Annotated in this window: 12 protein-coding genes, 4 tRNA genes and 1 pseudogene; 16 read left to right on the forward strand and 1 reads right to left on the reverse strand. The window is 38.8% G+C overall.

Annotated features, from left to right (window positions below; all coding sequences use genetic code 11):
- The first annotated feature begins 236 nt into the window (after positions 1 to 236).
- Positions 237 to 584, forward strand: coding sequence for an H-NS histone family protein (locus ACEYX7_RS09170; RefSeq protein WP_374900471.1), 348 nt, complete (start codon positions 237 to 239; stop codon positions 582 to 584).
- Positions 585 to 800: 216 nt separating this feature from the next.
- The gene (locus ACEYX7_RS09175; protein ID WP_374805173.1) at positions 801 to 1,439 is read left to right on the forward strand and encodes an FHA domain-containing protein; all 639 of its coding nucleotides are present in this window, start codon (positions 801 to 803) and stop codon (positions 1,437 to 1,439) included.
- A gap of 47 nt (positions 1,440 to 1,486) precedes the next feature.
- Here ACEYX7_RS09175 and ACEYX7_RS09180 read toward each other — a convergent pair whose 3' ends face one another.
- Positions 1,487 to 3,424 carry a flippase-like domain-containing protein gene (locus ACEYX7_RS09180; protein ID WP_374805172.1) on the reverse strand — a complete coding sequence of 646 codons (1,938 nt, stop codon included), beginning with the start codon at positions 3,422 to 3,424 and terminating at the stop codon, positions 1,487 to 1,489.
- A gap of 181 nt (positions 3,425 to 3,605) precedes the next feature.
- Between ACEYX7_RS09180 and ACEYX7_RS09185 the strand changes: the two genes are divergently transcribed.
- The 14 genes and pseudogenes from ACEYX7_RS09185 to ACEYX7_RS09250 form a co-directional block, all read left to right on the forward strand.
- Entirely contained in the window at positions 3,606 to 4,139 is a 534-nt protein-coding gene (locus tag ACEYX7_RS09185) for a GbsR/MarR family transcriptional regulator (RefSeq protein WP_374807053.1), read from the forward strand.
- Between the two features lie 101 nt (positions 4,140 to 4,240).
- Complete coding sequence (locus tag ACEYX7_RS09190; protein WP_374805170.1) at positions 4,241 to 4,678, forward strand: thiol-disulfide oxidoreductase DCC family protein; 438 nt, start codon at positions 4,241 to 4,243, stop codon at positions 4,676 to 4,678.
- A 55-nt stretch (positions 4,679 to 4,733) separates the two neighbouring features.
- Positions 4,734 to 5,564, forward strand: a complete 831-nt coding sequence (locus tag ACEYX7_RS09195; RefSeq protein ID WP_374900472.1) for a fatty acid desaturase family protein — start codon at positions 4,734 to 4,736, stop codon at positions 5,562 to 5,564.
- Between the two features lie 45 nt (positions 5,565 to 5,609).
- Positions 5,610 to 6,572: a TIGR01777 family oxidoreductase gene (locus tag ACEYX7_RS09200; protein WP_374900473.1), complete on the forward strand. Its 963-nt coding sequence runs from the start codon at positions 5,610 to 5,612 to the stop codon at positions 6,570 to 6,572.
- A 174-nt stretch (positions 6,573 to 6,746) separates the two neighbouring features.
- Positions 6,747 to 6,995, forward strand: a complete 249-nt coding sequence (gene tusA, locus ACEYX7_RS09205) for a sulfurtransferase TusA (protein ID WP_374805165.1) — start codon at positions 6,747 to 6,749, stop codon at positions 6,993 to 6,995.
- Between the two features lie 150 nt (positions 6,996 to 7,145).
- Positions 7,146 to 7,838, forward strand: coding sequence for a phosphoglycolate phosphatase (locus tag ACEYX7_RS09210; RefSeq protein WP_374805164.1), 693 nt, complete (start codon positions 7,146 to 7,148; stop codon positions 7,836 to 7,838).
- Positions 7,839 to 7,849: 11 nt separating this feature from the next.
- Positions 7,850 to 8,386 carry an O-acetyl-ADP-ribose deacetylase gene (locus ACEYX7_RS09215; RefSeq protein WP_374805162.1) on the forward strand — a complete coding sequence of 179 codons (537 nt, stop codon included), beginning with the start codon at positions 7,850 to 7,852 and terminating at the stop codon, positions 8,384 to 8,386.
- Complete coding sequence (locus ACEYX7_RS09220) at positions 8,383 to 8,769, forward strand: hypothetical protein (protein WP_374805160.1); 387 nt, start codon at positions 8,383 to 8,385, stop codon at positions 8,767 to 8,769. Before ACEYX7_RS09215 ends, ACEYX7_RS09220 begins: the two co-directional genes overlap by 4 nt.
- A gap of 105 nt (positions 8,770 to 8,874) precedes the next feature.
- The gene (trpE, locus tag ACEYX7_RS09225) at positions 8,875 to 10,371 is read left to right on the forward strand and encodes an anthranilate synthase component I (RefSeq protein ID WP_374900475.1); all 1,497 of its coding nucleotides are present in this window, start codon (positions 8,875 to 8,877) and stop codon (positions 10,369 to 10,371) included.
- 97 nt (positions 10,372 to 10,468) lie between these two features.
- A tRNA-Thr gene (locus ACEYX7_RS09230) sits at positions 10,469 to 10,544 on the forward strand.
- Between the two features lie 50 nt (positions 10,545 to 10,594).
- Positions 10,595 to 10,678: transfer RNA gene (locus tag ACEYX7_RS09235), tRNA-Tyr, on the forward strand.
- Positions 10,679 to 10,742: 64 nt separating this feature from the next.
- A tRNA-Gly gene (locus ACEYX7_RS09240) sits at positions 10,743 to 10,818 on the forward strand.
- A gap of 17 nt (positions 10,819 to 10,835) precedes the next feature.
- A tRNA-Thr gene (locus ACEYX7_RS09245) sits at positions 10,836 to 10,910 on the forward strand.
- Between the two features lie 152 nt (positions 10,911 to 11,062).
- A pseudogene (locus ACEYX7_RS09250) lies at positions 11,063 to 11,136 on the forward strand (hypothetical protein); the annotation flags it as partial.

Genomic DNA, 11,136 nt, shown 5'->3' on the forward strand with positions numbered 1-11,136 from the left:
TGGCGTTTAGATTGTATTGATACCCTGTTCTTCTATTTTATGTGGATTTGTGCCATTTATTAATTTCTTTTGCTATAATCAGAATAACTGATTTTCTTTGTATGTCAACACACCCTAAAGTTCGAATTAAAAAACTGCAAAAAATAGATGAATAACTTAAAACAATTTGCTTTTTAAAGATTATATGTTATAAATAGCAAAGTTTAATTAAATTATATCTCTATTTGGAGTAACTTATGACTAATCAATTTAACCCAGACAATTATGATGTTGTAGAATTGGAAGCATTGAATAAACAAATCAATGCATCAATCGAAAAGAAACAACGTGAGAAAGTTGGTGATGCGTATCAACAAGTGTTAGATATCGCAAAAAGCATTGGCATGACTTTAGACGAATTGGTTGAATACGGTCGTAAAGGCAAGAAAAAATCTGCTGGTAAAGAAAACAAAGCACCAGTTGAGCCAAAATACCGTAACCCTGCAAATGCAAGCGAAACTTGGACTGGTCGTGGTAAACAACCACGTTGGTTGGCAACAGCAATCGCTGGCGGTAAAAAATTGGAAGATTTCCTAATTAAGTAAATCTTTCACGATAAATAGATTATTTATCGTATGTTACTAAGGCTGTAATGATATTATATATCAACTTTAGTAACATGAATTTAAAAGTCAAATCAGTCATAGTTTGGCTTTTTTTGTTTTAGAAATAAATTTAAAAAACTGTAACAGAACTATAATGATAATAAAGTGTTAATATAATACGCATTGTAAGAACAGATACCGTATTTGGAGTAAACCATGACTTGGAAATTAATTGGCTTAAGCGACGGGATTGCAGGTCAAAGTATTAATGTGGATCGAGATTTATTGATTGGTCGTCATCAGCAAGCGGATATCGTATTACAGTCTGCTTTGGTATCACGTCGCCATGCGGGGATTGAACTCAAAGAAGATGGCAGTATTTGGATTAGTGACTTGGGTTCTTCTAATGGTACATTTGTAAATGGTCAGCAAATCAGTGAGCCGACGCAGTTGCATAATGGCGATGAGATTCATTTTCAGGAAATCATTTTCCAAGTCTTGTCAGAACAAGATGCAGAAGTCGTGGAACAGCAGCTTGAAGATAAACAGCTTGATAGCGATGACGAAACACAAAGCTTAGCAAACGCCAAACCGAGTGACGAGGGTATGCCAACATTACAGCAACGTACAGATACTGAAGTACGTGCGGATGGTATGCCACAATCGGTGAGTATTCCAAAGCCTGCACCGATTCCTGCTGATGTAGATATCAACCAACCAGCACAGCAGACTACACCAACCACCGATGAGCGTAGTCAAGATATTGAGCGTGCGAAAAGTGCCAAAGTAGGCATGGTGGTTTGGGTGATTTTGGCGATTATTTTGTTATTGGCGTTGGTATTATTTATGCGTTAATCACCGTCCAATAAACAGACCATAAATCCGTTGCGATTTACGGTTTTTTATTGCTTCTCTTCTGCATCAAACATATCGTGATCTGCTTTCTGATAAAGTATAGGACTTAAGCCAGAACGAATACAAGCATGCACCAATTGTTCTTGCATACTGTCAAACTCTTCAGCTTGCCCTATAGGCTGAGATTGAATAATGCAGCGATGCTGCTGCAACTCATATACCAAAAAGCTCTGCCGAGTAGTGCTAAACCACAGCTGTTGATTTTCTTTTAGCGTTAAACTTTCAACTTGCTGATGGTTTTTAATTAAAATATTTTGCATTTGCATAATATCTTTGGCACTTGGTGCTTTGGCTTTGATCGGTGTGGAGCGTAATAGATTAAATAGCAAAAAGCTCATAAACACCAATAATAACAACTGACTGACTTGCCAAAATGTTGCCCAGTCTTTACTCCCAATTGTCCAATAATGATGTAAAAGATGTATTTGGTGTGCAGTAAAATTTGGTTGATGTGCTGTGGTACTATAAAGAAATAACGTAAACCAATAACAACTGATTAACGATAAAGCAGTCCACATAAACCAGCTCGGGGTCCAGCGAATCGCAACAATAATCTCATGACGATAAAAAGCAGATTTTGCCCACAATAACCATAATAAGAAAAAAGTATGAATGACAATACTCATTATCGTCGGGCGTATGACTAAGGTGGTGACCAAGGAACAGAGCACAATAAAACTAACTAGCCGCCATGCACCATACATGCGTTTGAATAGAGCAGTCGTAGTCACTAACAGTAAAAAACCGATAATAAATGCCATCAAACGAGAACTCTCGGCAATCGTGGTAGGCAAGTATTGTAAGAATAAAGGATAATGAAAATTTTTGATGGATTGGGTAATAAAATGATTGGGTAATAATGCTGAGATAATAAAGCCTATGCCAAATACAAAGGCACTTATTGACATGGGTACTGGTGAAATCGCACGTAAACGACTGACGTAATTATCATATGTTGTCGCTTTTTGATTATTTTTAGCGAGTTGTAGCTCATGCCACAATAATAAAATCAAACCCAATAAAAATGGCGTAATAAAATAAATCAGACGATAAATCAGTAAAATTGCCAGTAATGTTGCGGTGGGGATATTTGGAAATGCGGTTGCCATACCAAATTCAAATACCCCAATACCACCTGGGACATGACTAATAATTGCCAATAGATTAGATTGCACAAAAGCATGTAATACAGCCAAATAACTGACCGAATTGACAGGGAATAATGCATATAAAATCAAAGCGACTGCAAAAATATCTGCGATAGCAACAATAAGTTGTCGAGTCAAAGTCGCCATAGGTGGCAAACCAAATGACCATTTATAAATTGTCACGTAACGCCCATTTTGCCCTGCTAAAACAAACACACCTAAAATACCAAGTAGCAGTAACACGCCAATGGCTTGAATCAATAATTTGGGCAGATGAACAACATGTCCCAATAAGTTCATCATTAGGGTAGGCTGTAAAATCAGGCTGATTGCTGCCAAAGTGACGATGCCCATACCAAAGGCTAGACTTACTAACCAAACCAAATTGGCAATTTGCAGATTGCTTAAACCTTCACTTTTATAAAAACGATAACGTACTGCACCCGCTGAGAGCATGGCAACGCCAAGCATATGTCCCATCGCATAAGCAGTCATTGACGCAGGAATAATTTTTTTACTGGGTAGATGGCTGCCGATACTGCGTACTGCCAAAATGTCATAAAGCGGTAAAATACCATAGGCTAGAAGCATTGCAGCAACAGCACACACCAAACGCTCTACGCTGATATTGGCAATCGCTCGGCTAATATCTGCAAGATGCACGTGATGAACTAGGTTAAACAAGACCTTGCACGCCATACCAAAGAAAACCACAGCGACCACGGCAAATAGCCAGCTTGGGTTAAACTTTAGCGACGATAAAGCAGGAAGACGCATCCTTAGTCACCAAATAATCAATTTTTGAAATATAAATAATTGCGGCATCATAGCATTTTGTTATACAAAATCACAGTTACACCAAGTAGACACAACAAAATGCTACAATTAGAACATTGTTCTTTAATTTCTGTATTGACAGAAATAAATAAAAATTGCACAATAAATTATCGTTTATTGAATGATTGAACAAGCCATGCAACTCAGTCCAACCACCGAAAAATTTATCTTACATTGGGGAGAAATGGGCAGTAAATGGGGCGTAAACCGTACCATTTCTCAAATCCATGCTTTATTGTATTTAATCGGTGAGCCGATGCATGCGGAAGAAATTGCAGAAACTTTGGGTGTGGCACGTTCAAATGTCAGTAACAGTATCAAAGAATTGCAAAATATGAATGTGGTGCAAACCGTACATAAAATGGGCGACCGTCGTGATTATTTCACCACCAGTACTGATGTATGGGAATTGGCACGTTTAATCGTGGAAGACCGCTACCGCAAAGAGCTTGCACCGACTGTGGTATTTTTAAATGACTTGATGCAAAGTCCTGAATTTGCCAATGAAAATGAAAAAATTCAACAGCGAGTAAAGGATACGCATAACTTTATTGATACGCTGACCAGTTGGGCGAATGAAATGCTGAAATTGTCTAGCAGTACCTTAAGTAAAGTGCTTAAACTCGGAGCAAGTATTCAAAAGTTTTTAAAATAGAAAATAGCGTATTTATCAACACAATATTTTGATAAGTACGCATTTTTTTTAAAGTTAAATTTCTGTTTTAACAGAAATTATCGAAATAAAGGTAAATCACTATGAAAGTAACTATGTTTTACGATGCGGATTGTATTTTATGCTCTGCTGAAGCCAAAGCACTGGTCGCAGATAATCCAGCCGACATTGAAATCGTGCCTGTGAATGATGCAGTAGAAGAGTTGCAACAAGCAGGGATTTCTTATCAAGATGCCATGACCTATTTATGCGTGCGTGATGAACACGGCAATTGGCATACGCATATGGATGCAGTGCGTTTATTGTACCGTACCGCAGGGTGGAATAAAGGTAAATGGCTTGGTTTACCAGTGTTAAAACAAGTCAGCGATGCGATTTATCCGATTTTCGCTCGTAATCGTTATCGCTTTCCGCAATGGTTTGTGCGTGGCTATGTACAATGGATGACCAAAACCGCTGTGCCTGTATGCGATGGTGGTAGCTGTCAAATCAATCCGCAACAAAGACAAATCAAACGCTAATTTTTTTAATTATTAATTTCTGTTAAGACAGAAATAACAGAATTAGGAGCAAAGCATGAAAGCCTTTAAAAATGTGCGTAAACAAATCATTTGGCAAGATTTACGCCAATTGAGCACTGCTCAAATTGCCTTGAATGTGTTATTGCCGTATCCGTTTTTATTGCTGTCTTGGTGGTTGGTGAGTCATGGTTTTTATGTATTGGCTTGTTTTGCATCATATTTTTTCTTTGCATCTGCATTCCGTCAAGGGCATGATATTTATCATCGTTCGCTCGGTATCAAAGGCAAAAGCACCACGTTTTTATTGTATATTTTGAGTGCTTTGACCTTTACTAGTCTGCACGCCATCGGACAAAGTCATTTGGAACATCATCGCCATACTTTGGGTGAAAATGATGAAGAAGGGCATTTATCACGTAAACAATGGTGGCAAGCCTTATTGGGCGGTGTGTTGTTCCGTTATCGCATCTATAAACATGGTTGGAATTTGGCAGACCGTACCGCAAAAAAACAAATTATCATTGATAGTGTGTTGGTATTGGCAATGTCCGCTTTGGCAATGATTACGCAATTGCAAATTTTAATTTATCAATTTTGCATCATGTTTTTGGCAAATGCCTTGGTCGGTATAGTCGGGGTGTGGGGCATGCACCATGATTGTGATGGGCATGATGTGATTGCTCGTACAGAACGTAATCCTTTGGTGAATGCCCTAACTTTCAATCTGCTATACCATGCCGAGCATCATTTATTCCCTGCTGTACCATCTAATCATTTGCCTGAATTGGCAAAACGTTTAGATGCTCAAGCCCCAGAAATGACCGAATTGGCAGTAATCCCTTTTTTACCACAAATCAAAGTGAAAACGGTCGCAAAAGCAGTGTAAATTGTGATTCTATGGCATAATGTTTTCAAAACAGGAGTAAGTAAAATGAAGATGTTAATCACAGGTGGTTCGGGTTTTTTAGGTCGTGCGTTAAGCGTATTTTTAGCACAAGATATGCATAAACAAGGCGTGCAAATTTTTTGGGTAACACAGCAAAAAAGCCATAAATTACAAAAAGATGTCGCAGAACTCAATCGATTTTTATATCAATGTAATGTCGGTGGAGAAGCCACATCAGATTATATTGAATTGATTAACTATACAGAATTAAAAAATTTCAAACAGCCAATTGATTTAATTATTAATTTGGCAGGGGCAGGTATTGCCGACAAGCGTTGGACAGATGAACGCAAACACTATTTATTACAAAGTCGTTTACAGCCTACACAAGCGGTTTTGGATTTTATCGCTCAAGCGGAACACAAGCCAAAATTATTGATTAGCGGTTCAGCGATTGGTTGGTATGGGGCATCGGGTGATGTGCCATTGAGCGAGCAGAGTGGCTATCATGATGATTTTAGTCATCAATTGTGCCAAGCGTGGGAAGATTTGGCATTCACTGCACCGATTCCGACCACGATTATCCGCACTGGCGTAGTGTTGGATGTGTTGGGCGGTGGGATGTTGGCGAAATTATTGCCAAGTTTTAAACTCGGTTTGGGTGGTAAATTGGGTGATGGTCAGCAAATCATGAGTTGGATTGCTTTGCAAGATTGGATACGGGCGGTCAGTTTTATTATACAACGTCATGAAAATCAACAGCTAATCACCAAAGTGTATAATCTCACTGCACCAAAACCAGTGACCAATGCCGAATTTACCCAAGCTTTGGGGCGATATGTCAAACGTCCAACCTTGATGACCGTACCTGCATTTACGCTAAAATTGGCATTGGGGGAAATGTCCACGTTATTACTTGATGGGCAAAAGGTTTTGCCAAAACAGTTGCTTGATGATGGCTTTGTGTTTTTGTATGATGAGATTGGGCAATATTTGTCCAAAGATTAACAGAATATCTTTTTAGGATTGTTTTTGTAGGTTTTAAAACTGACGCAACTATAAAGCATATTCTTATTTTATGGAAAATAAATGGTTCAATAAATTTGCGTTCAATCACCGTAAATGCTGTACTTTTTTACGCTGATTGGTGTATAAATTGCCTTATTTTATATGGTTATGAACATGACAGACGATCTTATTCAACTTGATACACGTGGTTTGCATTGCCCCGAACCTTTGATGATGCTACACCAAGCTGTCCGCAAAGCCAAAGCTGGACAAATGATTGAGATGTATGCGACAGATCCATCAACCAGCTGGGATGTTGCAAAGTTTTGTACCCACCTTGGTCATACTTTGGTGGAACAGTCAGAACATAACGTCAATGAGGTTACTGAATATCACTATAAAATTTGTAAGAAAACCAGCTAATACATAGTACTTTTAAGTGAGATGAATTTGGCTTCCGAACTTATACATATCACTTATCTTGCCAAAGTATCGCTCAAAAACATGCTTTGGCTTTTTTATGTGCCTAAAGTTTGCTACTATTGCTTTTAGTTATCAATCAAGGTGGAAATCATGCTAAATCAAAATACACAATACGCCAAGCAATTTGCCAATCTTGAGCAACGAGATGTGATTTTATTTGATCTTGATGGCACTTTGGTGGATTCTGCCAAAGATATTTACCGTGCCATGAATCTAACCCTTGCTGATTTAGGTCGCCCAAGCGTGAAGGAAGAACAAATTCGTATTTGGATTGGGCGTGGGGCAAGTCAGCTGTGTGAATGTGTGCTAAAACATCAAGATGGCGAAGTAAATTCACAACAACATCAAATTGTATTTGACAAATTTGTCGCAACTTATGAGCAAAATATTTGTGTCGATACTGCATTATATGCAGGCGTGGCGGAATTTTTGCAATATTGCCAGCAACATGGTAAGAAAATGGCAGTGGTGACCAATAAACCTTATCAAGCGACGATTAATTTATTAAATGAACTCAATTTGATGGATTATTTTGCTCTGGTGTTGGGTGGCGATAGCTTGCCCGAACGTAAACCATCACCATTACCATTATTGCATAGCTTGGAAAAATTGAATTGTACTGCCGAACGTGCCTTGATGATTGGTGATTCTCGTAATGATGTGGAATCGGCTCGCAGTGCAGGCATTGATTGTGTTGCATTGACTTATGGCTATAATCACGGTGAGCCTTTAGCTGATTGTCAGCCGCAGTGTGTGATTGATAACTTAAATGTTTTAATTTGATAAGAGAAAATATGAAACTTAGCGTTATTCAAGGCGACATTACTGAGCAATACGTTGATATTATTGTCAATGCAGCCAATTCATCATTATTAGGCGGCGGTGGCGTTGATGGTGCAATTCATCGTAAAGGTGGACGGCAAATTTTAGAAGAATGCCGCAAAATTCGAGCTAAAGAAGGAAGTTGTGCAACAGGTCAAGCCGTGATAACAACAGCAGGAAATTTACCTGCAAAATATGTTATTCATACGGTGGGTTCGGTGTGGAATGGTGGAAATCATCAGGAAAAAGAATTACTTGCCAGTTGCTATACTGAAAGTTTGAAATTGGCGGTACAATATCAAGCAACGAGCATTGCTTTTCCAAATATTTCAACAGGTATTTATCGTTTTCCCAAAGATTTGGCATGTGAAATTGCAATCCAAACAGTAACAGAATTTATGCAAAATCAAAGTGTTGGTGAGCTGAAGGAAATTATTTTTGTCTGTTTTGATAATGAAAATTTTAAGCTATATCAAGATAAAATAGATCAAAAGGAAAATATTGAATGATTCCACCTATTCGCCAAAAGTTTAATCAACTGCTTAATTTTGATGATGATGAGCATAATCAGGATTGGCATTTGATCTTTGCGGATGAAACACGGCTGGATGAATTTATTCAGTGTTATCAGCAATATGCTATTGATGAACATGAAAAATCATTGATGATGGAATTAATTGTTGCATCTTTTGATTTATATTTTTGGGAAGAAAATCAAGACCTTGTGATGTGGGCAAGAATTGAAGCATTATTGCAATCTGAACATCCTTTATTTGCTTATATCATCAATTATTGGTGCTTATGGGATGTCACCGAAAGCCGTGAACAGCATCCTGATTATTTTTTTAATATTACTTTTTTGATGCGAGAACTCAGTCAAACATTGCAGTAGATTTTTGAGTTCTAATAAAATAGTGTAAATGTATCCAATTTACAGTATTTTATAGTGGACTGAATGACATTATTGATTCAAATATAAAGCTAGATAGGAATGCCAATGATCACCCTTACCGAATTTGAACAGCTACAACAAGCAGGCTACAACACCATTCCTGTTTACCGTCAGCGTTTAGCCGATACCGAAACGCCTTTGACCGTGTTTGCACGTTTACGCCAACAAAAATTGGCTTATCTTTTTGAATCGGTGGAAGGTGGTGAAACGTGGGCGAGATATTCCATTATCGGCTTGGGTGAAGGTACAGTTTTTTCGTGTAATGATGGCGTTTTGAGTATTCAAGATGCACAAGGCAAGATCAGTACGCAAGATTGCCAAGATCCTTTCCAATATATCCGTGATTATCAAACACAATTCAAAGTACCACCACATGAGCTAACGCCACAATTACCGCAATTTACAGGTGGTTTGGTGGGTTATTTTGGTTATGATGCGGTGCGTTATATTGAGCCAAAACTAAAAGGCAATGCCCCAAAGAACGATCCAATTGCCTTGCCAGATATTTGGTTAATGCTATCTAAAACCGTGATTGTATTTGATAATTTAAAAGATACGTTATTTTTGATTTATCATGCCGATACCACACAAGGCGAAACTTTTGCTACGGCACAGCAACATCTAGACGATATTGAACGATTGCTTGCTGAACCTGTGCAATTGACTGCACAAAAGCATAACTTTCCACAATTTACATCCATGACCGGCGAAGAAAAATTTTTACAAGATGTCGATAAAGTCAAAGAATATATAAAAGCAGGTGATGTCATGCAAGTCGTGCCTGCACAGCGTATGGTGTCGGATTTTGATGGTGATGCCATTTCGGTGTATCGTGCTTTGCGTCATCTCAATCCATCGCCTTATTTGTTCTTATTGCAAGGTTATACTTTGGCGGATGGCAAGGATTTTCATATTGTCGGCTCTTCACCCGAAATTTTATGTCGTTTAGAGGACGGTATGGCGACCGTGCGTCCAATCGCAGGTACACGCCCACGTGGTAAAACCGCTGCCGAAGATTTGGCTTTAGAACAAGATTTATTGGCAGATGAAAAAGAAATTGCTGAGCATTTGATGCTGATTGACTTGGGACGTAATGATATTGGACGTGTCGCTGAAATTGGCGAGGTGCAAGTCACCGATAAAATGGTGATTGAGCGTTATTCACACGTCATGCATATTGTGTCTAATGTGCAAGGTAAAGTGAAACAGGGTATTGATGCTTTAGATGTATTGCAAGCGACTTTCCCAGCAGGAACGCTATCGGGTGCTCCAAAAATCCGAGCCATGCAAATTATCGATGAGTTAGAACCAGTAAAACGTGGTGTATTTGGTGGTGCAGTGGGTTATTTGGGTTGGCATGGTGAAATGGACTTGGCAATCGCCATTCGTACAGGTGTCATTCGTGATAAAAAAGTCTATGTACAGGCTGGAGCAGGCATTGTGGCGGATTCTGTACCGAGTTCAGAGTGGAATGAAACGCAAATAAAAGCCCGTGCAGTGATAAAGGCGGTCGAATTATCGGCAAATAGCTTAATTTTGTGAGAAAAAAGCATTTTTTTAATAAAAAGTGCTTGCACTAATTCTAAAATTTGCTAAACTGCACACCGTTCCGATACGAAACGTATCAAACAAAAGAAACGCCGACATAGCTCAGTTGGTAGAGCAACTGACTTGTAATCAGTAGGTCATCAGTTCGAATCCGATTGTCGGCACCATTTCTTTAGTATGTTAGTTTGGAATAAGCACTGAAAAGAGTGTGTAATTAGGTGAGGTTCCCGAGCGGTCAAAGGGAGCAGACTGTAACTCTGCCACGAAAGTTTCGAAGGTTCGAATCCTTCCCTCACCACCATTTTATACTTCAATCATCTGTTAAATGTCTCGTTAAAACATCAAGCATTGAAAGTGATGACTGTGCGGGAGTAACTCAGTTGGTAGAGTGGCAGCCTTCCAAGCTGCATGTCGCGAGTTCGATCCTCGTCTCCCGCTCCATAAGTTGAAGTGAATTCGCTCTTATAGCTCAGTGGTAGAGCACTCCCTTGGTAAGGGAGAGGTCTCGAGTTCAAATCTCGATAAGAGCTCCAGATTGTGCTATATAGTGTTATTGTAAATGAAGCAGGCTTTTTAGTCTGCTTTTAAAGTATTAGGGTTTAACGTTTTTTTAAATTGTTAAACATCACCTGTGTTCATTACTCAGTTATGATCGAGTAGCTCGACGTAAACGAGGGAGATTATTATGGCTAAGGCTAAATTTGAACGTAATAAACCACACGTAAACGTGGGCACTATCGGTCACGTTGACCATGGTAA

Source organism: Hubeiibacter jixunmingi, from assembly GCF_041928215.1.
Taxonomy (GTDB): domain Bacteria; phylum Pseudomonadota; class Gammaproteobacteria; order Pseudomonadales; family Moraxellaceae; genus Acinetobacter.

Coding starts and splice junctions, on each gene's coding strand:
- ACEYX7_RS09170 (WP_374900471.1), top strand. CDS start 237: ATGACTAATCAATTTAACCCAGACAATTATGATGTTGTAGAATTGGAA.
- ACEYX7_RS09180 (WP_374805172.1), bottom strand. CDS start 3,424: ATGCGTCTTCCTGCTTTATCGTCGCTAAAGTTTAACCCAAGCTGGCTA.
- ACEYX7_RS09220 (WP_374805160.1), top strand. CDS start 8,383: ATGATTCCACCTATTCGCCAAAAGTTTAATCAACTGCTTAATTTTGAT.
- ACEYX7_RS09175 (WP_374805173.1), top strand. CDS start 801: ATGACTTGGAAATTAATTGGCTTAAGCGACGGGATTGCAGGTCAAAGT.
- ACEYX7_RS09195 (WP_374900472.1), top strand. CDS start 4,734: ATGAAAGCCTTTAAAAATGTGCGTAAACAAATCATTTGGCAAGATTTA.
- ACEYX7_RS09185 (WP_374807053.1), top strand. CDS start 3,606: ATGATTGAACAAGCCATGCAACTCAGTCCAACCACCGAAAAATTTATC.
- trpE (WP_374900475.1), top strand. CDS start 8,875: ATGATCACCCTTACCGAATTTGAACAGCTACAACAAGCAGGCTACAAC.
- ACEYX7_RS09190 (WP_374805170.1), top strand. CDS start 4,241: ATGAAAGTAACTATGTTTTACGATGCGGATTGTATTTTATGCTCTGCT.
- ACEYX7_RS09215 (WP_374805162.1), top strand. CDS start 7,850: ATGAAACTTAGCGTTATTCAAGGCGACATTACTGAGCAATACGTTGAT.
- tusA (WP_374805165.1), top strand. CDS start 6,747: ATGACAGACGATCTTATTCAACTTGATACACGTGGTTTGCATTGCCCC.
- ACEYX7_RS09200 (WP_374900473.1), top strand. CDS start 5,610: ATGAAGATGTTAATCACAGGTGGTTCGGGTTTTTTAGGTCGTGCGTTA.
- ACEYX7_RS09210 (WP_374805164.1), top strand. CDS start 7,146: ATGCTAAATCAAAATACACAATACGCCAAGCAATTTGCCAATCTTGAG.